This window comes from Flintibacter sp., assembly GCF_046973065.1.
Window position 1 is genome coordinate 24,042 of sequence record NZ_JBKVXZ010000017.1, and the last position, 21,048, is coordinate 45,089.

The window sequence follows — 21,048 nt, forward strand, 5'->3', positions numbered from 1 at the left end:
ATTTTCGACCGTTAAAACGGCGTATTTCCTCCCTTTCCGCGCGTTAAGAAAGCGTTAAAATCGTTGTTTTTTCCCCCTTGGGGAAGTATCATAAGTAACGATCGAAATCGGTTCAATTTAGAATTTAGAATGCATGTCAGGAGCTTTTTTCATATGAGTCTGCGCATCGGAATCGACATCGGCTCCACCACGGTCAAAGTGGTGGTGCTGGATGAACAAAATAAGCTGCTGTTCCGCTCCTACGAGCGGCACTACTCCAAGACCCGTGAGCGTGCCTGCGAGACCTTACACTCCATCCAGGAGATGCTCCAGGGCAAGCAGGTAAAGCTGGTCATCACCGGCTCGGCCGGCTTGGGCGTGGCCAACGCCTCGGGCATCGACTTTGTCCAGGAGGTCTACGCCACCGCCGCCGCCGTCAATACATATATTCCCGACACCGACGCTGTCATTGAGCTGGGCGGCGAGGATGCCAAGATCATCTTCTTCGGCGGAGCGCTGGAGGAACGAATGAACGGCTCCTGCGCCGGCGGCACCGGCGCCTTCATCGACCAGATGGCCACCCTCATGAACGTGACGGTGAACGAGCTGGACGAGCTGAGCCTGCGCCACGAGAAGATCTACCCCATCGCCTCCCGCTGCGGCGTCTTTGCCAAGAGCGACATCCAGCCCATCCTCAACCAGGGCGGCCGGAAGGAGGACGTGGCGGCCTCTATCTTCCAGGCCGTGGTGGATCAGACGGTGGCCGGCCTCACCCAGGGCCGGGAGCTCAAGGGCAAGATCGTCTTCCTGGGCGGCCCCCTCCACTTCCTCATGGGCCTGCGGCAGCGGTTCGTGGAGACCCTGAAGCTGGACGCCGACCACGCCGTGTTCCCCGAGGACGGCGACTGCTTCGCCGCTATGGGCGCGGCCCTGTGCTCCTCCGACTACGGCGAGCGCTCCTTTGACGAGGTGCTGGACCGGCTGGAGAAGAGCGTGGACAGCGTGGGCCTGGTGGACACCATGCCCCCCCTCTTTGACAGTCAGGAGGAGTACGACGCCTTCCTGGCCCGTCACAACGCTATGCACCCCCCCGAGGTGGACATACACACCTACACCGGCGCCGCCTGGCTGGGCATTGACGCCGGCTCCACCACCACCAAAATCGCGCTGATCACCGCCGACGGCGGCCTGCTCTACACCTACTACCACTCCAACCTGGGCAATCCGGTGGCCATCGTGCTGGAGCAGCTCCGGGAGATCTACAAGCTGTGCGGCAACCGCATCACCATCAAGGGCGCGGCCGTCACCGGCTACGGCGAAGATCTGATTAAAAATGCCTTCTCCTGCGACGCCGGGCTGGTGGAGACGGTGGCCCACTACAGCGCCGCCCGCCACTTCAACCCCGACGTGGACTTCATCATCGACATCGGCGGCCAGGACATGAAGTGCTTTAAGATCCGCAACGGCGCGGTGGACTCCATCATGCTCAACGAGGCCTGCTCCTCCGGCTGCGGCTCCTTTATTGAGACCTTCGCCAAGGCCCTGGGCTACTCCATCGCCGACTTTGCCAAGCTGGGCCTGTTTGCCCAGCACCCGGTAAACCTGGGCAGCCGCTGCACCGTGTTTATGAACTCCAGTGTCAAGCAGGCCCAGAAGGACGGTGCCAGCGTGGAGGACATCTCTGCAGGCCTGTCCATCTCCATCGTCAAGAACGCCATTTACAAGGTCATCCGGGCTGCCAGTGCCGATGACCTGGGCAAGCACATCGTGGTCCAGGGCGGCACCTTCCACAACGACGCGGTGCTCCGGGCCTTTGAGCAGGAGCTGGGCCGGGATGTGACCCGCCCCACCATCTCGGGCATCATGGGCGCCTTCGGCGCCGCTCTGGCCGCCCGGGACCTGCATCTGGAAAAGAGCGGCATTCTCAATGCCAAGGCTCTGGAAAAGTTTACCCACGTGGCCAAGCCCGCCACCTGCGGCCTGTGCACCAACCACTGCTCCCTCACCATCAACACCTTTGACGGTGGGCGGCGCTTTGTCTCGGGCAACCGCTGTTCCCGTCCCCTGGGCGAGGAACCCAGCCACCTGCCCGACCTGATGCGCTACAAATACGGGAAGCTCCGTGCCCTCCACGGCAAGGGTCAGGGAGACGGCTCCCGGGGCAAGATCGGCATTCCCTTCGGCCTGAACATGTACGAGAACCTGCCCTTCTGGTTTGAGCTGTTTACCCGCCTGAACTTTGAGGTGGTCCTCTCCCCCGAGTCCTCCCGCAAGCTCTATTTGAAGGGCCAGCGCACCATTCCCTCCGACACCGTGTGCTATCCCGCAAAGCTCCTCCACGGCCATGTGGAGGCCCTGGTGGAGGCGGGTGTGGACGCCATCTTCTATCCCTGCATGCCCTACAACTTCAACGAGGGCGTCAGCGACAACAACTACAACTGTCCCGTGGTGGCCTACTACCCCGAGCTGCTGGCCGCCAACGTGCCCAGCCTGAAAAAGGTGTGCTACTTAAACCCCTACTTTGGCCTGCACCGTCCCAAGGACTTTGAGCGCAAGGCCAGTGAGTGGTTCTTCAACGAGTTCCAGGTGCCCAAGCGGGAGACCGTAGCCGCCGCTAAGGCTGCCTACGCCGCCTACGACGCCTACAAAGAAGATCTCCGCGCCACCGGCCGCGCCTACATCGAGCAGGCCCGGGCTGAGAACCGGCCCATCCTGGTGGTGGCCGGACGGCCCTACCACATGGACCCGGAGATCAACCACGGCATCAATGACCTGATTACCTCCTTCGGCTTCATCCTTATCACTGAGGATGCAGTGGCCTACCTGGAGGATAAGGCTCCCCGCCATGTGCTCAACCAGTGGACCTACCACGCCCGTATGTACAATGCGGCCCGGTACGTGTGCACGCAAGAGGACATGGAGCTTATTCAGCTGGTCTCCTTCGGCTGCGGCATCGACGCCATCACCGGCGATGAGATGCGCTCCATTCTGGAGCAGGGCGGCAAGCTCTACACCCAGCTGAAGATCGACGACATCAGCAATCTGGGCGCGGTCAAGATCCGTATCCGGTCCCTGATGGCCGCCATTGAGGCCCGCAAGGCCCAGTAACCCCACTGTTTCAACGTAAAATACGTTTTCATGTAGAAAGGAAACATCTCTATGGCTAAGCTTGTGTATGATGAAACCGGCCGTCTGCTCTTTACGAAGGAGATGAAGGAGGAGTACACCCTTCTGATGCCCCAGATGCTCCCCGTCCACTTTGGCATGATGCAAAAGCTCCTGCAGAATCAGGGCTACAAGGTGGATATGCTCACCACCAACCACCGCGGGATCGTGGACGAGGGTCTCAAGTACGTCCACAACGACACCTGCTACCCCGCCCTGCTGGTCATCGGCCAGCTCATCGACGCGGTGAAGCACGGCGGCTACGACCCCCACAAGGTGGGCCTGCTCATCACCCAGACCGGCGGCGGCTGCCGGGCCAGCAACTACATCCACCTGTTGCGCAAGGCCCTGGAGAAGGCCGACATGGCTTACATCCCCGTGGTGTCCGTCAACCTGTCCGGCCTGGAGAAGAACCCCGGCTTCAACCTGACCCTGCCCTTTATCCGCAAGGCAGTGTACGCCATGATGTACGGCGACATCATCGTCAACGTGGCCAACCAGGTGCGCCCCTACGAGGTCAATGCCGGCGAGACCGATGCTATGATCGATGCCTGGTCCCACCAGCTAGTATCCGGTTTTGAGCAGGGCAAGGGCATGAGCCGCGCCCAGATGCGCAAGATTTTTGCCGAGATTTGCGATGACTTTGCCTCCATCCCCGTTCAGGGCGAGCCTAAGATCCGGGTAGGCATCGTGGGCGAGATCTACGTAAAGTTCGCCCCCCTGGGCAACAACAACCTGGAGAAGTTCCTGCTCAGCGAGGGCGTGGAGCCTGTGGTGCCCGGCCTCACCGACTTCATCATCTTCAAGATCTACAACCGGGTTTCCGACGTGGATCTGTACGGCGGCAAGTGGATCAAGAAGGCGGCCTGCAAGGTCTTTATGTCCTACATTGAGGGCTGCCAGAAGGATATGATCCAGGCTCTGGAGAACTCCCACCGCTTCCGCGCCCCCGGCACCTTCCAGGATCTGCACAAGCTGGTCCACGGCTACCTGGGCGACGGCAACAAGATGGGCGAGGGCTGGCTGCTCACCGCCGAGATGCTGGAGCTCATCCACTCCGGCACCAACAACATCGTCTGCACCCAGCCCTTCGGCTGCCTGCCCAACCACATCGTGGGCAAGGGCATGATCCGTAAGCTGAAGGACGACTACCCCACCAGCAACATCGTGGCCATCGACTACGATCCCAGCGCAACCAAGATCAACCAGGAAAACCGTATCAAGCTCATGCTGGCCAACGCCAAGGGCCTCTCCCACCAGGAGAGCGCCGCGCCCCGTGCCGCCGCCCAGGAGGGCAGCCGCACCCTTACCCACGCCGGCGCCCACGCTTGATTTGTATTTCAGCTTCAAAACGGCAGACCGCAAGCGGTCTGCCGTTTTTTTGCCTCTCTTCGGCCCTGAGAAGCCCTCTCACGCCCTTGACGGTCCAGGGGTATTCTGATATACTGAGGCACAAGACAGCGCCATCCGTGCCCACGGGCCCGTCGATCCCCACGGATGGATATTTCAGTTGGTAACACGGGCTCCCAGGGGGGAGCTCGTGTTTTTTTATTCAAAAGAAAGGAACGAGATCTCATGGAACAACACAACAACATCCTGGGCACCATGCCGGTGCGGAAGCTGGTGCTTACCATGTCCTCGCCCATCATGCTCTCCATGCTCATGGGTGCCATCTACAACCTGGTGGACAGCATCTATGTGGCTCAGGTCAGCGATCTGGACTTTCTGGCTCTGTCCTACGCCTATCCGGTGCAGCTGATGATCGTAGCCTTCTGCGCCGGCCTGGGAGTGGGATTCAACGCCATTCTGGCCAAGCGCCTGGGAGAAGGCCGCCTGGAGGATGCAGTAAATGCGGCCTGCCACGGCTTTTTGCTCTACGGCGCGGTCTGGCTGCTGGCTCTTATCTTTGCCCTGGTAGGCTGTACTCCCTTCTTCCAAAGCTGCTCGGACAATCCGGTGGTGGTTCAGTCGGGCATTGCCTATCTCACCATCTGCTGCGGACTGTCCATCGGCCTTTGCATGCAGTTTCTCTGTGAACGTATTCTCCAGTCCACCGGCCACCCCGCTGGATTTATGATCGTTCAGGGCTCGGGCGCGCTGCTGAACATCGTGCTGGACCCCATCTTCATCTTTATCTTTGATATGGGTGTGGTAGGCGCCGCGGTGGCCACCGTGATCGGACAGATTTCCGGCGCCTGCATCGGCTTTTTCCTTCTGTGGCGCCTTCGCCACAGCTTTCCCATCTCTCCCCGCCGTTTCCACTTCTCTTCCCCGCTTACCGGTGAGATCCTCCGCATTGCCGCCCCAGCCATCGTCATGCAGTCTCCCTCCAGCTTTATGACTCTGGGACTCAATCAGATCATGAACCTGTGGTCGGAGACCGGGGTATTCGTCCTGGGGGTCTATTTCAAGATCCAGTCCTTTGTATTCATGCCCATCTTTGGCGTGAACAGCGGCCTCATCCCCATCATCAGCTACAACTACGGCGCGAAAAACGCCCCCCGCATCTCCCAATCCATCCGGTTTGGCCTCCAGCTGGGGGTGTGCACCGGTCTGGCCGGTACGGCAATCCTTTCGCTGGCCGCTTCCCCTCTGCTGCGCTGGTGCTTTCAGGCGCCGGAGGAGGCCATTATTATGGGCGTACCCGCCCTGCGGATGACCGCCCTGGCTTTCGCCGTGGCCTCCGTGAGCATTGTTCTCTCCGCCGCTTTCCAGTCCCTGGACCGCAGCAGCTGCTCGCTGCTGGTCTCCCTGCTGCGCCAGATCATTTTCCTGCTCCCCATCGCCCTGCTTCTGATCCGTGTGAAGCCGGAACTGGTGTGGCTGTGCTTCCTTCTCGCTGAGCTGCTCACCCTGGCCATCGCCATCCCCCTCTACCGCAAGACTGTGGTCCCCCGCATCCGCGCCCTGGAAGGGTAAAAAAGAGCGCAAAAAAGCTGTCCCCCGTTGGGGGGACAGCTTTTTTCATTTTAAATCATCTTGACGGTGTAATACACCAGCAGAGCAAACAGCCAGGCCACCATGGCGTACAGCAGGTAGTAAGCCATAGAACCGCCCACAAAGGCGGCCAGCGCGATCACCACCAGGCTGACCACAAAGCTGAGGAAAATCAGGGAGTAGTTGGCCTCAGCGGGGAGCAGACGGGCTTTGCCCTTACCCAGCTGGAACAGGCCGTCCTTCTTCTTGAGCAAAAACAGACCCAGAGTCAGCAGCACCAGCACGACCACCACCAGGATGGTGTACAGGCCCAGAGGGCTGGCGTGGCGCACAAACCACAGGCCCAGCAGTCCCAGACCGCTGATCACAGCGGAGAAGAAGAATTCACGCTGATAGAGATAATACACCAGAGCCAGAGCAGCCCAGGCAGGAACCATCCAGAACATCATCCGCAGACCGGCGTCCCGGAAGTTCAGGATCACATGGCTGCACAGCAACAGCCCGCCGGCCGCAATGGCCAGCACACCGGGCAGCACCGCATTTCCGTTCTTGGACAGCTGAACCAGCATCCAAACCACACAGACAACCAAAGCAGCCAGGCTGGCCCACCGCAGACCGACCAGTGCGGCCTGAATCGCCAAAACCCGATTGATGGACTCAGTACTCGTATTGTAGTTAATGTAGTAACGATTTACCAGTACCAGCAAAAATTCCAGAACGATGGCCACGCCCACCCAGATCAGAGCCTTATTCAGAGCTCGGTCCTCCTGGTGGCGGCGGGCCTCTCTCTCATTTCTATCCATGTGTTTTGATTCTCCTTGCCTAACAGGGCAAAGTGCCCTTAATCCAAAGAAAGCAAGTTGCCTTGCTTTCCATAATGCACGTTAGTTATCCAGTCGATTTATTATTTTACCAGAAGTCCTTATTTTTTGCAACACAAAAAAAGGAAAAAAACGCTTGGATTCCGCACTTTCGGCAAAAAAATTGATTTTTTAAAGAATCCGCCCCATTTTTCTTGAAAACAGGATGGGAAACTATGCACTTCCACAGTTTCCCATCCCGAAAATTCAATATAGACCTGTTTTTGGATCAGTTGGCGCTTCCGAACTCGTTGAAGAAGCGGTCGTGGATGGCCTGAACAGCCCGGTCAGCCTCCCGCTCATCCACCAGGACGGAGACCTTGATCTCGCTGGTGGAGATCATGTTAATGTTGACTCCGGCAGAGGAGAGGGCCTCAAACATCTTGCAGGCCACGCCGGCGTTGTTCACCATGCCGGCGCCCACGATGGACACCTTAGCCACCTGGTTGTTGACTTCAATGGCCTTAAAGCCGATGTAATCCTTGTTCTCCTCCAGGATCTTCTGGGCCTCCTCGCTGTCGCCGCGGGCCACGGTGAAGCTGATGTCCTTGCTCTCATCCCGGCCGATGGACTGGAGAATGATGTCTACGTTGATGTTCTTCTTAGCCAGCAGAGAGAAGATCTTAAAGGCGATGCCAGGCTCGTCAGCCAGGCCGATGAGGGCCAGGCGGGCCACATTCTCATCCTTCGCAACGCCGCTGACGTGAGTCTTTTCCATGGTTTTGACAACCTCCTTGACTTTTGTACCGGGATTTCCCGTGAGACTGGAGAGAACCTCCAGATTGACGTTATAGCGCTTGGCCATCTCCACAGAGCGGTTGTGAAGCACCTGGGCGCCCAGGCTGGCCAGCTCCAGCATCTCATCAAAGGTGATCTCCTCCAGCTTCTTGGCGCCCTTGACCAGGCGGGGATCGGCGGTGTACACGCCGTCCACGTCGGTGTAGATCTGGCACAGGTCGGCATGGAGGGCGGCAGCCAGCGCCACAGCGGAGGTATCAGAGCCGCCGCGGCCCAGAGTGGTGATGTCGCCGTACTTGTTGATGCCCTGGAATCCAGCCACCAGAACGATCTTCTTCTTGTCCAGCTCATTCTGGATGCGCTCGGTCTGGATGCGCTTGATCCGGGCGCTGCTGTAAGCCGAGTCGGTGTTCACACCGGCCTGCCAGCCGGTGAGAGAGATGACCTGGTAGCCCATGGCCTCGATGGCCATGGCGCACAAAGCGATGGAGATCTGCTCGCCGGAGGACAGGAGCATATCCATCTCCCGCTTGGACGGGTGACGGTTGATCTCCTGGGCCTTCTCGATAAGATCGTCGGTGGTGTCGCCCTGGGCAGAGAGCACCACCACTACGCTGTGGCCCTTGCGGTAGGTCTCGGTGATGATCCGGGCGACGTTGCGCACCCGGTCCGCGTTGGCGACGGAGCTGCCGCCAAATTTTTGTACAATCAGTGCCATATATTCTATCCCTCCAAGGTTGATGAAATCACAGGACTGCCCTGTATTCTATGCGCACGCTTACAGTACGCGGAACACCGAGCAGGTCTCCACCCCCGCCAGACGATCCATGAGCTGAGGATAGGTCATGGGCTGGGTGAGGAATGCGGCCTCCTGAGCGGGGGCGCCGCTGCGGGCCAGAGGCAGGATCTCTCCGCAGGCCAGACGGGCCTGGTCCATGGAGAGGTTGGCCCGGACATACCACCGGGAGGTCAGCGAATCGCTGGAGACCACCAGGTCCTCGCTGCCGGGACCCCACTGGTTGCCGCGGTCCCGCTTGGGGTCCCGGGCAATGTCGATGACGTCGGCCACCACAGCGGAGGCGGTGGGCAGCTTGCCGGCGCCGCGGCCGTAGAACATCACGTCGCCCACGGCGTTGCCGGTGACGGCGATGGCGTTGAACACGTCCTCCACGCCGGCCAGAGGATTCTCACAGGAGACCAGGTGGGGGGCCACAAAGGCACACACCTTGCCCTCAGGCTCCCGCAGGCAGCGGCCCAGAAGCTTGATCTTATAGCCGCAGGAATCAGCGTAAGCCACGTCAGCCAGGGTCACCTCCCGGATGCCCTGGGTGGGCACCTGCTGGGGGTAGACGTGCTGGCCGCAGGCCAGAGCGGACAGGATGCAGATCTTGCGGCAGGCGTCGTGACCGTCCACGTCGGCGGTGGGGTCCTTCTCGGCATAGCCGTTGTCCTGGGCCTCCTTGAGTGCCTGCTCAAAGGTGAGACCCGCCTTGATCATGCGGGTGAGGATATAGTTGGTGGTGCCATTGAGGATGCCGGTGATCTGCTCCACCTCGTTGGCAGACAGGCAGTTGGTCAGGGGGCGCAGGATGGGGATACCACCGCCCACGCTGGCCTCAAAGAGATAGCTGACTCCGTTGGCCTTGGCCAGCTGCAGCAGCTCGTAGCCGTGGGTGGCCACCAGCTCCTTGTTGGAGGAGACCACGCTCTTGCCCGCCTTCAGGGCGCGGGTGGTGAACTCCAGAGCCACCTTGGCTCCGCCGATGGTCTCCACCACCACTTCCACCTCGGGGTCGTTCTCAATGATGGAAAAGTCCTTCACGAAGCAGTCCTTAAAGGGGCTGTCGGGGAAATCCCGCACGTCCAGGATGTATTTGACCTGGATCTCGCCGCCGGAGCGCCGGGCAATGCCCTGGCTGTTCTTACTGAGCACCTCGGCCACGCCGGAACCGACGGTGCCGAAGCCTAGAATCGCTACCTTTGTCATTCCAACTCACCTCATAAAAAACACAGAGTTTCTTTCTTAACCGGCCAGAACCTCACAGCGGATCACGCCGGTGCTGTCCGCGGCGGCCTGGAGCATATCCTCCAGGCTCAGGTGCATCTGAGAGGTCTCAGCCGTAATGGTCACCACAGCACAGCCGTTGACGGGGATATTCTGATTGATGGTCAGAATATTCATCCCTGTGCCGGCCAGTACGTTGAGCAGTCCTGAGAGTACCCCCGGCTCATCCCGCAGCATGGTCTGGAACGTGACGATCCGTCCATGGAGCATATCCTGAAATGGCCGTACCGCGTCTTTGTATTTGTAAAAGGCGCTGCGGCTGATGCCTACGGCATGCGCCGCGCCGTTCACTGTGGTCTCCTCCCCGGTCTCCAGCAGCCGCTTGGCCTGAGCCACCTTGCGGAAGATCTCCGGCATGGAAGACGCCTGAACGATAAAATAGCCCTCGGATTGATTCACCTTCTGTTCCTCCGTCCCGTTGTCCGTGTGTCATGGTCATTTGTACTTGCGATGTGGTCTATTTTAGCACACCAAAGTCCGGGATGCAATGGGCAGGCGGTCAATCAACCGGTCAATTTTTCACCGGTCCACCCTGCTGTTATTCGTCATTTTCCACAATTTTTCGGGTGGCCATGCACTGACGCAAAGAGAAGGGCCGCCTGCGGCGGCCCTCTCCTCGGTGGTGATCACTATCTTACGGAGTTGGTTACGTTCTCCGGCTGGCTGGTTTCTCCTCCGCCGCCCTCCTGAGAGCCGCCCTCCGGATCGGTCGGTTCCTCCCCGCCGTCGGGGTTCTCCGGGTTCTCAGGGTTGGAAGGATCATCGGGATCGGTGGTTTCTCCTCCTTCCGGAGGCACCACTGCCTCGCCGGTGTGGACGGTACACACGCCTACGTTAGGCAAGTTGGAGTAGAAATACTGGCTGTCTTCCGCCCAGGCGCCGCCCACGCTCTCCCGATCCAGGTTGAGGTAGGCATAGGTGCGGATGCTGATCTCGGGACAGTAGGGACCGGCCAGATGGTAGCTGCCGGTAAACTCTCCGTTCTCATCCAGCACCGGATCATCCACGCAGACCCGGACCAGAGAGTTGGAACCCTCCTCCAGAGAGTGGCAGGAACACGACGTGGAAGGCGCGTCCTCAGGCATCACATAGCCTGTGGCCACCCGGGATCCCCGGGGATCGGCCTGACAGGCAGCGGTGGCCAGGCCGCCGCAGTCCTTACAATAAGAGACCTGCACCAGGCCGCTGGGCTTGCTGAATCCGGTGTTTTCCAGCCCGTCATGGATGGGAGACATGACCTTTTTCCACAGCTGGGCCGCCGGGTTGCCCGAAGCGGGCACACGCTCGTTGTACTCATAGCCCACCCACACCGCAGCGGTGTAGTAGGGGGTGTAACCTACGAACCAACGGTCAAACTTACTGTCGGTGGTACCCGTCTTACCGGCAACGGACATGCCGCTGATACGGGCCTCGGTACCGCCGCCGTTCTGCACCACATTCTGCAGCATGGTGTTCATATAATAGGCTGTGGACTCCTTGATGGCAGTCTCGTCCTCCCGGCTGTTGTCCAGGATCACATTGCCGTCGCTGTCCTCCACCTTGGTGTAGGTGCGGGCCTCCCGGTAGATGCCGTTCTCGGGGAACACGGCAAAGGCGTTGGCCATCTGCCGGGTGGTGACGCCGTCGGTCAGACCGCCCATGGCCAGAGGAGCCAGGTTAATGTCGCTTTGCATCTGTCCATTGACCATCCGGCCGCTCTCCAGGTTCAGATGGAAGTGCTGGGTGGCAAATTCATAGGACTTGGCCGGGGTGACCATCGCTATGGTCCGCACGGCCACGGTGTTGTAGGACCACTGCAGCGCCTCGGTTACGGTCACCTGGCCACGGTAGCGTCCGTCTACGTTCACCGGCCAGGCTTTGCCGTCCAGCACCTGATAGGGGTAGTCGGGCAGCACCGAAATGGGGCTGAGCAGTCCCATCTCCATGGCGGGAGCATAAGCGGTCAAAGGTTTGATGGAAGAACCGGGCTGGCGCAGAGCGCCGGTGGCCAGGTTGGTGCCGCGGTTGATGGTCTTTTCTCCGATACGGCCCACCAGACCGGCAATGTCGCCAGTGGAGTTATCAATGATGGTAATGGCCGACTGGAGCTGCTGACCTGTTTTGGAAGAGGTGTAGTTCAGGTTGGAGCGGTCATAGTAGATGGCCTCCGCCGCCGCCTGGACCTGGGGGTCCACACAGGTGTAGATGCGCAGGCCGCCGTTGGAGAGCATCTGGCTGACATACTGGCTGGAGTAGCCGTACTCCTCCTTCAGGTCGTTCATCACATCGGTGATGACCTGCTCCTCATACCAGGAGTAGATATCCGAGGTGCTCTGGCCGGACTCGGAATTGCTGCCCACAAAGACCAGCTCCTGGGCCACCGCCTCGTCGTACTCCTCCTGAGAGATCTTGCCCTGTTCCAGCATCTGGCCCAGAATGACCTCCTGGCGGTACTTGTTCCACTGCACCGCACTCCACATCTCGCCATTGCTGTTTTCCACCTGGGCGGTGGAATAAGGACCATACTTGGAGGGGTTGTTGGTGATGCCGATGAGGCTGGCACACTCGGCCAGGGTCAGATCGGACACCGACTTGCCGAAGTACTTTTCGGCCGCTGCGCCCACGCCCTCACAGCCGCTGCCCAGAGGGATCACGTTGAGGTATAGCTCCAGAATATCCTCTTTTTCATAGTGGGAGTCTACATACAGGGCGCGGAAGATCTCGGTGACCTTTCGCTTGACGGTGGTCTCATTATAATCGGTCAGGTTTTTAATGAGCTGCTGGGTGATGGTGGAGCCGCCCTGGATATCGCCGCCGGTAAACATGCTCACCACCGCCTGGGTGGTACGCCACCAGTCCACGCCGTTGTGCTTCCAGAACCGGCGGTCCTCGATGGCCACGGCGGCGTCCTTGAGGTACTGGGGCATATCCTCATAGTCCACCCACTGGGAGTTGGTGACGCTGAGTACCTGGCGCAGTTCTTTATACTCTCCGGTACTCTTGTCCTGATAGTACATCACACTGTTCTCGTCCACATTGAAGCTGGAGAGATCCATGTTGGCCTGAGGGAGAATCACGTTGACAATATACACTGCCGCAAAGCAGGCCAGGAAAGCGCTGGTGGTCAGGAAAATCAGCAACAGCGTGCCGATGATCCGCATCACGCCGCCCTTTTTCTTTTTGCTCTTTTTACGGCGGCGCGCAGGCTGGTCCCCGTTCTGGCTGGAACGAGCACCTTCTCGTCTGGAATGGGAAGAATAATTTTGTTCAGACACAGCAAATACCTCCGAACTGGCAGGCGCGCAGCGCACCGGCCCGCCCTGAGCACCGGAACAAGTGCCAGGCTGCCATGCGCTTTGGCGCAGTTGTTTCGCATGTCCGGCGCTCCGCTCCCGCGGCCAGCGCCCCTTTTGCCCTGCCGCCTCTGCCGGCGCATTTCTTTGGCGATGCACCCTTTAAACAGAAGCATGACGGCAAAAAATCAGTATATATTATACCATATTATCCCCATTTGTCTATCCCAGGATTTCTTTTGCGCAACGGCCGGTAAAAATTTACCTCGCTCCCTACTTGCATTTTTTCCGCACACAGGGTACAATATGGTCAGTACATAAGCAGGAGGGATCTCCCCTATGAGCGAAGAATTCGGCCCTGATTTCATCACCGTGACCGACGAGGACGGCAATGAATTTGAGCTGGAACTGGTGGATACACTGGAACATAACGGCATCACCTACCACGCCCTGTTTCCCGCAGTCGCTGAGGATGAAGAGACCGGCGAGCCGGTGGATGTGGACGCGGATGACGAGGAGTACGGCCTGGTCATTATGAAGGTCGTGGAGGAAAACGGCGAAGAGCTGCTCTCCACCCTGGACAATGACGAAGAGGTGGAAACCGCCTACAATCTCTTTATGGAACGCTTCTTCGAGGAAGAAGAGGAAAATTAAATCGCAGACTCAGGTGAGTTTTCCTGCTCGGTGCGTGATGGGCTCTTTTAAACCCACATTTTTTAAACGGGACGCCCACCTCACGGCGTGGCTTGCAGGCCTCCCAGCCCCCATCGAGGTCGGCTGGAAGTTGGAAGCAGATAAGCGTCGTGGAGGCGACCCACCTGCCATTTCGTGCAGGTTTTAAACGGGTTCACACGGCCAGAGCGGGGTATATAAAGCTCATTTGGAACTGGGCCGCGGCTTATGCCGCGGTCTTTTTTTCGTTTTCTTTTCAAATAACCTTCACTTTTTCCATGAACATTCTGTAAAACCTTCCCTTCTTGTCTCTTTTGCCCCTTGAATCCCATGGAAGTTTTTTATATAATAATGCGGAATCTTCTTCCGCCCGGCTGAGCCGGGTGACTTTTCAACAACGAGAGGACGGAATCAACTGTGAGTGCATCCAGAGAAAAGAAGACCCGCCAGGGCTCGACTTATGCCCAGCGGCGCAACAACAAAGCGGAGGAAAAAAGCAGCCGCATGCACGTGGTCTATGGCGTGGTCGGCGTTGTCATCGCCGTTTTGGCCATCGCCCTGCTGGTGTGGGACAGCGGCTTTTTCCAGAAGCGGACCACCGCTGTGACCATTGACGGCGAGGACTTTACTCCCGCTGTCGTTCAGTATTATTACCACAACGCCATGACTGAGACCCTGTACTATGCTCAGATGGGCATGAACACCGGTTTTGACTCCAGCGTGGACCCCAAGGACCAGGTCAAGGACGAGGAGTCCGGCACCACTTGGTATGACTACTTCCTGGATCAGGGCCTGACCAGTCTGACTCAGGTCACCATGCTCAACCACGCCGCCGAGAAGGAGGGCTACACTCTGCCCGCCGCTGGCCAGGCCTATGTTGATGCCAGCATAGAGCAGACCGCTCAGTCCGTACGTGCCAGCGGCTATTCCAGCCTGGAGCACTATCTGCGCACCAACTTTGGCTCCTACATGACTGAGAAACTCTACAAGGAGATCCTCACCGCTCAGACCATCGCCACCTACTATCAGCAGGATCACCAGGATAACCTGACCTACTCCGACGAGGAGCTGGAGGCCTACTATCAGGAGAACAAGAACAACCTGGACACCTTTAATTACTCTGTCTTCACTGTTCAGGCCTCCATTGAGACCACCACCACCGACGAAGAGGGCAATTCTGTGGACCTGACCGACGAGGAGAAGCAGGCCGCCTTTGATACCGCCAAGGCTCAGGCCCAGGCTACCGCTCAGGAGATCCAGAACAAGCTGGCCGCCGGCAGCGACGCCGCTGACCTGGCTGAGGAGTACTCCGATAAGGTCTATTCCTCCACCGTGCATCAGAGCCAGATGGGCTCCTCCTTCTCCAGCAGCAGCTATGCCGAGTGGCTCTATGACGCCGCCCGCCAGGCCGGTGAGACCACCATCGTGGAGAACGACCAGAGCGACAGCTACGTCTTCAACTACTATGTGGTTCAGATCGACAGCCGCACCCGCGATGAGGCCGCTACCGCCGACGTCCGTCACGTCCTGGTCTCCGCCGGCTCCAATCCCACCGACGAGCAGTTCACCCAGGCTGAGGAGAAGGCCCAGAGCCTGCTGGACGGCTGGAAGTCCGGCAGCGCTGACGAGGAGTCCTTCGCTGTGATGGCGGTCCAGAACACCGCCGACCGCGGCTCTCAGAGCAGCGGCGGTCTGTACACCGGCGTGTCCCGCTATGACGGCTTTATCGAGGATTTCACCAACTGGTGCCTGGACAGCAGCCGTCAGCCTGGTGACACCGGACTGGTGAAGAACACCGGCAGCTCCACGCAGGGCTGGCACATCATGTACTTCGTGGGCTGGAACGATCCCGCCTGGAAGGTCACCGCCAAGAACGCCCTGGCTTCCGAGGCCACCAACGAGTGGGCCGAGGGCCTGTACGGTGATGTGGAGGCCCAGCAGGGCTCCGGCATCCAGTACGTAAAATAAACCTTTCTCTGCCCCCGAACCCCAGCGGTTCGGGGGCATTTTCCCGCCCGATTGCAGGCATATGTTGTGTTGTGTGGTAAAAACATTTGGGAGGCTCTTGGTATGACATCCACCCATTCTCTGTGGCAGTTTATCCGGCGTGAGCCGGTGCTGTCCATCTCCTTTGTGTGTGCCCTGGTCTCCGCCTTCTTTGTCCCCCCCTCCGCCGCCTATGTGGACTATATCGACCTGCGGGTACTGTGTCTGCTGTTTTGTCTGATGGCCGTGGTGGCGGGGCTTCAGGAGTGCGGATTGTTTTTGGTGCTGGCCCAGCGGCTGCTGGCGGGAGAGCGGCCGGTACGGCTCATTTCTCTCACCCTGATCCTGCTGCCCTTCTTCTGCTCCATGCTGGTGACCAACGATGTGGCCCTCATCACTTTCGTCCCCTTCGCCATTCTGGTGCTGGAGATGGTGGGCCGCCGGGATTTGCTTATTCCTATTATTTCCCTTCAGACGGTGGCCGCCAATCTGGGCAGCATGGCCACCCCGGTGGGCAACCCGCAAAACCTGTTTCTCTACGCCCATTTCTCCCTGTCCATGGGCGATTTTCTCTCTCTGCTGCTGCCCCTGACCCTCATCAGTCTGGTGGGCCTGGCGGCGGCAGGGCTGTACTTTGGCGGCAAGGGATGGATCTCCGTCTCCTTTCCGGAGCAGGTGCGCCTCACCAGTCCCAAACATCTGGCTCTTTACCTGGTGCTGTTTGGCCTGTGCCTGCTGTCGGTGTGCCGCATCCTGCCCTACGGCATCCTCACCGTCCTTGTGATCGTCTCCCTGCTGCTGGCCCGGCGGCAGCTGCTGGGCCAGGTGGACTACATGCTGCTGCTCACCTTTGTGTGCTTCTTTATTTTCAGCGGCAACCTGGGCCAGATGCCCGCCGTGCGCGCCGGTCTGGGCAGTCTGCTCTCCCGCAGCCCCCTGCTGTGCTCTGCTGCCGCCAGCCAGATCATCAGCAATGTCCCCGCCGCCGTACTTCTCTCCGGCCTTACCGAGGACTGGAAGGGACTGCTGGCCGGAGTGGATGTGGGCGGCCTGGGAACCCCGGTGGCCTCTCTGGCCAGCCTCATTTCCATGAAGTTCTATCTGCGCTCGCGGGAGGCAAAGCCGCTGCCCTACTTCCTGTGGTTCACTGCCGCCAACGTGGTAGGTCTGCTGGTGCTGCTGCCCGTGGCCGCCCGGTTGGTCCATTAAAGGAGGTCCACGATGATCCAATGGGACCCCAGAGCTCTGGAGGTACTCACCCGCCTGCGGACGTCCGGCTATCAGGCTGTACTGGTGGGCGGCTGTGTGCGGGACTTTCTGCGTGGGAAAGAGCCCCACGACTATGACGCCGCCACCTCCGCCCGACCGCAGGAAATCATGTCCGCCTGCGCCGACCTCACCTGCGTACCCACCGGGCTGCGCCACGGGACGGTGACAGTGCTTTGTCAGGGACTGCCGGTGGAGGTGACCACCTTCCGCCGGGAAGGGACGTACTCCGACGGCCGCCACCCCGACCAGGTGTCCTTCACCACCAGCCTGACGGAGGACTTGGCCCGGCGGGACTTTACCATCAACGCCATGGCCTGGGACGATGACGGGCTGGCCGACCGCTTTGGCGGCCAGGCCGACCTGGATGCCGGGCTCATCCGCTGTGTATGGGAACCGGAGCGCCGCTTTCAGGAGGACGCTCTGCGCATCCTCCGGGGACTTCGGCTGGCCGCTCAGCTGGACTTTGCCATCCATCCGGACACCGCCCAGGCCATCCGGACTGAGACGCCGCGGCTGGCCATGGTGGCCCGGGAGCGCATCGGCGTGGAGTTTCTCCGCCTGCTTTGCGGTCCCGGTGCTGGCCGGGTCCTGCTGGACTTTCCACAGACCGTGTGTGAAATTGTGCCCCAACTGGTCCCCACGGTGGGATTTGACCAGAAAAATCCCCACCACGCCTGGGATGTGTACACCCATCTGGTAAAAACGGTGGAAAAGGTGCCGCCGGAGCCAGCCCTGCGGCTGGCGGCGCTCCTTCACGATGTGGGCAAGCCCGCCACCTTTTTTATGGATGAGGGCGGCACCGGACACTTCTACGGCCACGCAGAAGAGAGCGCCCGGCTGTGTGAGGACGTTGCCGGGCAGCTGCGCCTGGACAGCGCCACCCGAAACCGGGTGGTCACACTGGTGCAGCGTCACCACCTGCCTCTCCAGCCTACCCAGGCCTGTGTGGGCCGGTGGCTGCGTCGGTTGGGACCGGAGCTCTTTTTTCAGCTTATTGATCTTATGAAGGCGGACGCTGCCTCCTGTCTCCCCGGACAGCCTCCCCGTCCGGAGCTGGACCAGGCCGCCGACCTGGCCCGCACCATTCTGGCCCAGGCTCCTTGCCTGACGTTAAAAGATCTGGCAGTGAACGGCCGGGACGCTATGGCGGCGGGACTGTCCGGCCCGGCCATCGGCCGCGCTCTCAACCGCCTGCTGGATCAGGTGGCGGAGGGAATTCTCCCCAACGACCGGGATATTTTGCTGGAACATCTGACAGACTAAAAACGCGGCGGCGTGACGAAAAAACTCGTCACGCCGCCGCGCTTCACTTTTTTCTTACTTCACCGGGCAGGTAAGCACCGCCGTCTGGGCGGGGGTGTCTGCAGTGAGTTCCAGGGTGTTGCTGGGATAGCGCACCACATCAGAGCACAGGGCCAAATAGTCCTCCAGCGGACCAATGACATCGTAGCCGAAGTTCTCCCCACGGTAGTGCATAGGGACGGCCACCCGGGGCTTCAGCTGCTCCACCACCTTGCGGGCCTGCTGAGCGTCAATGGTGTAAAAGCCGCCCACTGGGAAGAGAAGGGCGTCCAGTCCGGCAAGGCGCTGGATCTGCTCGGCCGTCAGCTCACAGCCCAGGTCGCCCAGATGGGCCACCCGCAGGCCCTCGGCGATGAAGATACGGATGGTATTCTTGCCCCGCAGAGCCCCCTGCTCCGGGTCGTGGTAGGTCTCGATCTCCTCCACCTGGACGGTGTGGCCCCGTCCGGAGAGGGTCACCAGCTCCGCGCCGGCGTGGTCGTCGTGCTGATGGCTGCAGTAGACGCCGTCTGCCTCCAGCTTCAGGTCGGGCAGCCCGGGCACCGAGCCGGGCCGATAGGGGTCCAGCACCAGCTTGCCCTGCTGAGTCTCCAGAGTAAAACAGGAGTGTCCATTCCATGTCAGATGCATAAGTCCATCCTTCCTTTCTTTTTTGTGAATATTATACCATAGCAAATGAAAAATTTGGAGCGTTCTTTTTTTCAGCCCGGTCATTGTCCGGTTATTTCTCTGCGTTTTTCCCTTTTACTCCACTCTTCTGTCCTTTCGCCGTCTTTTACCCTTCCCTTCTTTTCCCCAAAGTTCGGCACAATGCCCGATTCTCCCCCATTCCGCCCCCCTTGAATTTCCCAATTTCACAAAACCATTGTCCTTCCCTGCGATTTCTCCCGGTTTTTTAATTTTTTTGTAATTTTTCGACCATTTTATAGTTGAATTTCTCGCCCATTTGGAATACAATGATACCCGACACGCGAGGAGGGTCTAAGTTGCTGAATATCGTCTTAGTTGAACCTGAAATTCCCCAAAATTGCGGCAACATTGCCCGTACCTGCGCCGCCACCCGCAGCCGCCTGCACCTCATTGAGCCTCTGGGCTTTGACATCAGCGAAAAAGCGGTGCGCCGGGCCGGGCTGGACTACTGGCCCATGGTGGATCTGCGTGTATACCGAAACCTGGAGCACTTCTTCGCTGAGAACCCCAACCCCGACCTGTGGCTGGCCACCACCAAGGCCCCGCAGGACTATACCGGAGCCACGTTCCGCGACAACTGCTACCTGTTTTTCGGCAAGGAGACGGCAGGCCTGCCGGAGGAGTTCCGTCTGGCCCACTATGACCGCTGTATCCGAATTCCCATGCGGGCGGACGCCCGCAGCCTCAACCTGTCCAACTCCGTAGCCATTCTGGCCTACGAGGCGCTGCGCCAGCAGGGGTTCCCCCAACTGTCCGGCGTGGGTGAGATGGCAGGAGGGCGGGATGGTTCCCTCCCGTCCGGGGCACGCTGAACATTGGACGAGTCTCACCGCGCCGGTCCCCCGAGCCGCGGGTGATTTCGGAAAGTTTTTCCCTGTTCCATTTATTTGCGAAGAGAGGAGCGTTTTCCCATGAATTACAACAAGAAAACTGTCAAGGACATCGAGGTCGCCGGCAAGAAGGTTCTGCTGCGCTGCGACTTTAACGTGCCCATGGCCAAGGACGGCAGCGGCGTCATCACCGATGACAAGCGTATCCGCGCCGCTCTGCCCACCATCCAGTACCTGCTGGATCAGAATGCCGCTGTGATCGCCTGCTCCCACATGGGCAAGCCCAAGGGTGAGGTCGTCCCCTCCCTGAGCCTGAAGCCCGTGGCCAAGCGTCTGAGCGAGCTGCTGGGCAAAGAGGTCATCATGGCCGACGACGTGGTGGGTCCCGACGCCCAGGCCAAGGCCGCTGCTCTGAAGCCCGGTCAGATCATGCTGCTGGAGAACACCCGCTTTGAGAAGGGTGAGACCAAGAACGATCCCGAGCTGGCCAAGGCCATGGCTTCCATGGCTGAGGTGTATGTGTCCGACGCCTTCGGCGCTGTGCACCGCGCTCACGCCTCCACCGCCGGCGTTGCCGATTACCTGCCCGCTGTCAGCGGCTTCCTGATCCAGAAGGAGCTGGAGATCATCGGCGGCGCTCTGGCCAACCCCAAGCGTCCTCTGGTTGCCATCCTGGGCGGCAGCAAGGTCTCCTCCAAGATCGGCGTCATCAACAACCTGCTGGAGATCGCCGACACCATCATCATCGGCGGCGGCATGACCTACACCTTCCTGAAGGCTCAGGGTGGCTCCATCGGCAAGTCCCTGCTGGAAGAGGATTGGCTGGACTACTGCAACGACATGATGAAGAAGGCTCAGGAGAAGGGCGTAAAGCTGCTGCTGCCTGAGGACACCATCTGCGCCAAAGAGTTCTCCGCCGACGCTGAGCCCATCCTGGTAGACAGCATGAACATCCCCAACGACTGCCTGGGTATGGACATCGGCCCCAAGGCCATCGAGGCCTATTCCAACGCCGTGAAGGATGCCGGCACCGTGATCTGGAACGGCCCCATGGGCGTGTTTGAGTTCCCCGCCTTCGCTAAGGGCACCCAGGCTGTGGCCGAGGCCCTGAGCAACAGCAACGCCATCACCATCATCGGCGGCGGCGACAGCGCGGCTGCCGTGCAGCAGCTGGGCTATGCCGACAAGATGACCCACATCTCCACCGGCGGCGGCGCCAGCCTGGAGTTCATGGAGGGCAAGGAGCTGCCCGGCGTGGCTTGTTTGCTCGACGCCTAATTTCT

At 59.7% G+C, this 21,048-nt stretch carries 15 protein-coding genes and 1 other RNA gene; 10 read left to right on the top strand and 6 right to left on the bottom strand.

Going from position 1 to position 21,048, the window contains the following annotated elements; translation table 11 throughout:
* The first annotated feature begins 153 nt into the window (after positions 1-153).
* The 3 genes from ACLTXB_RS08160 to ACLTXB_RS08170 all read left to right on the top strand — a co-directional run bounded on the left by ACLTXB_RS08160 (position 154) and on the right by ACLTXB_RS08170 (position 6,063).
* A complete protein-coding gene (locus ACLTXB_RS08160; RefSeq protein ID WP_428226609.1) occupies positions 154-3,087 on the top strand; it encodes an acyl-CoA dehydratase activase in 2,934 nt (977 codons plus the stop codon).
* 51 nt (positions 3,088-3,138) lie between these two features.
* A complete protein-coding gene (locus tag ACLTXB_RS08165; protein WP_428226610.1) occupies positions 3,139-4,476 on the top strand; it encodes a 2-hydroxyglutaryl-CoA dehydratase in 1,338 nt (445 codons plus the stop codon).
* A 243-nt stretch (positions 4,477-4,719) separates the two neighbouring features.
* A complete protein-coding gene (locus ACLTXB_RS08170; protein ID WP_428226611.1) occupies positions 4,720-6,063 on the top strand; it encodes an MATE family efflux transporter in 1,344 nt (447 codons plus the stop codon).
* Between the two features lie 50 nt (positions 6,064-6,113).
* Here ACLTXB_RS08170 and ACLTXB_RS08175 read toward each other — a convergent pair whose 3' ends face one another.
* The 5 genes from ACLTXB_RS08175 to ACLTXB_RS08195 form a co-directional block, all read right to left on the bottom strand.
* A complete protein-coding gene (locus tag ACLTXB_RS08175) occupies positions 6,114-6,884 on the bottom strand; it encodes a hypothetical protein (RefSeq protein WP_428226612.1) in 771 nt (256 codons plus the stop codon).
* 286 nt (positions 6,885-7,170) lie between these two features.
* Complete coding sequence (locus ACLTXB_RS08180; protein ID WP_428226613.1) at positions 7,171-8,397, bottom strand: aspartate kinase; 1,227 nt, start codon at positions 8,395-8,397, stop codon at positions 7,171-7,173.
* 60 nt (positions 8,398-8,457) lie between these two features.
* A complete protein-coding gene (locus ACLTXB_RS08185; RefSeq protein WP_428226614.1) occupies positions 8,458-9,666 on the bottom strand; it encodes a homoserine dehydrogenase in 1,209 nt (402 codons plus the stop codon).
* Positions 9,667-9,702: 36 nt separating this feature from the next.
* A complete protein-coding gene (locus ACLTXB_RS08190) occupies positions 9,703-10,143 on the bottom strand; it encodes an ACT domain-containing protein (RefSeq protein ID WP_008981542.1) in 441 nt (146 codons plus the stop codon).
* Positions 10,144-10,373: 230 nt separating this feature from the next.
* Positions 10,374-12,998, bottom strand: coding sequence for a transglycosylase domain-containing protein (locus tag ACLTXB_RS08195; protein ID WP_428226615.1), 2,625 nt, complete (start codon positions 12,996-12,998; stop codon positions 10,374-10,376).
* A 357-nt stretch (positions 12,999-13,355) separates the two neighbouring features.
* Between ACLTXB_RS08195 and ACLTXB_RS08200 the strand changes: the two genes are divergently transcribed.
* From ACLTXB_RS08200 to ACLTXB_RS08220, 5 genes are all read left to right on the top strand, one after another.
* Entirely contained in the window at positions 13,356-13,670 is a 315-nt protein-coding gene (locus ACLTXB_RS08200) for a DUF1292 domain-containing protein (RefSeq protein WP_428226616.1), read from the top strand.
* Between the two features lie 17 nt (positions 13,671-13,687).
* Positions 13,688-13,887: non-coding RNA, 6S RNA (gene ssrS, locus ACLTXB_RS08205), on the top strand.
* A 218-nt stretch (positions 13,888-14,105) separates the two neighbouring features.
* The gene (locus tag ACLTXB_RS08210) at positions 14,106-15,656 is read left to right on the top strand and encodes a peptidylprolyl isomerase (RefSeq protein WP_428226617.1); all 1,551 of its coding nucleotides are present in this window, start codon (positions 14,106-14,108) and stop codon (positions 15,654-15,656) included.
* Positions 15,657-15,758: 102 nt separating this feature from the next.
* A complete protein-coding gene (locus ACLTXB_RS08215; protein WP_428226618.1) occupies positions 15,759-16,883 on the top strand; it encodes an SLC13 family permease in 1,125 nt (374 codons plus the stop codon).
* A 12-nt stretch (positions 16,884-16,895) separates the two neighbouring features.
* On the top strand, positions 16,896-18,206 hold the full coding sequence (locus tag ACLTXB_RS08220) for a CCA tRNA nucleotidyltransferase (RefSeq protein WP_428226619.1): 1,311 nt from the start codon (positions 16,896-16,898) through the stop codon (positions 18,204-18,206).
* 54 nt (positions 18,207-18,260) lie between these two features.
* Here ACLTXB_RS08220 and ACLTXB_RS08225 read toward each other — a convergent pair whose 3' ends face one another.
* Positions 18,261-18,875: an MBL fold metallo-hydrolase gene (locus ACLTXB_RS08225; protein ID WP_428226620.1), complete on the bottom strand. Its 615-nt coding sequence runs from the start codon at positions 18,873-18,875 to the stop codon at positions 18,261-18,263.
* Positions 18,876-19,231: 356 nt separating this feature from the next.
* On the opposite strand from ACLTXB_RS08225, the gene ACLTXB_RS08230 reads away from it, so the two are divergent.
* Both ACLTXB_RS08230 and ACLTXB_RS08235 read left to right on the top strand, forming a co-directional pair.
* The gene (locus ACLTXB_RS08230) at positions 19,232-19,747 is read left to right on the top strand and encodes a tRNA (cytidine(34)-2'-O)-methyltransferase (RefSeq protein ID WP_008981534.1); all 516 of its coding nucleotides are present in this window, start codon (positions 19,232-19,234) and stop codon (positions 19,745-19,747) included.
* Positions 19,748-19,846: 99 nt separating this feature from the next.
* Complete coding sequence (locus ACLTXB_RS08235; RefSeq protein WP_428226621.1) at positions 19,847-21,043, top strand: phosphoglycerate kinase; 1,197 nt, start codon at positions 19,847-19,849, stop codon at positions 21,041-21,043.
* Positions 21,044-21,048: the final 5 nt, after the last annotated feature.

Bases quoted from the DNA above. Each gene is read 5' to 3' on its own strand.
- ACLTXB_RS08220 (WP_428226619.1), top strand. From the start codon at position 16,896: ATGATCCAATGGGACCCCAGAGCTCTGGAGGTACTCACCCGCCTGCGG.
- ACLTXB_RS08200 (WP_428226616.1), top strand. From the start codon at position 13,356: ATGAGCGAAGAATTCGGCCCTGATTTCATCACCGTGACCGACGAGGAC.
- ACLTXB_RS08225 (WP_428226620.1), bottom strand. From the start codon at position 18,875: ATGCATCTGACATGGAATGGACACTCCTGTTTTACTCTGGAGACTCAG.
- ACLTXB_RS08170 (WP_428226611.1), top strand. From the start codon at position 4,720: ATGGAACAACACAACAACATCCTGGGCACCATGCCGGTGCGGAAGCTG.
- ACLTXB_RS08165 (WP_428226610.1), top strand. From the start codon at position 3,139: ATGGCTAAGCTTGTGTATGATGAAACCGGCCGTCTGCTCTTTACGAAG.
- ACLTXB_RS08215 (WP_428226618.1), top strand. From the start codon at position 15,759: ATGACATCCACCCATTCTCTGTGGCAGTTTATCCGGCGTGAGCCGGTG.
- ACLTXB_RS08235 (WP_428226621.1), top strand. From the start codon at position 19,847: ATGAATTACAACAAGAAAACTGTCAAGGACATCGAGGTCGCCGGCAAG.
- ACLTXB_RS08180 (WP_428226613.1), bottom strand. From the start codon at position 8,397: ATGGCACTGATTGTACAAAAATTTGGCGGCAGCTCCGTCGCCAACGCG.
- ACLTXB_RS08175 (WP_428226612.1), bottom strand. From the start codon at position 6,884: ATGGATAGAAATGAGAGAGAGGCCCGCCGCCACCAGGAGGACCGAGCT.
- ACLTXB_RS08185 (WP_428226614.1), bottom strand. From the start codon at position 9,666: ATGACAAAGGTAGCGATTCTAGGCTTCGGCACCGTCGGTTCCGGCGTG.
- ACLTXB_RS08160 (WP_428226609.1), top strand. From the start codon at position 154: ATGAGTCTGCGCATCGGAATCGACATCGGCTCCACCACGGTCAAAGTG.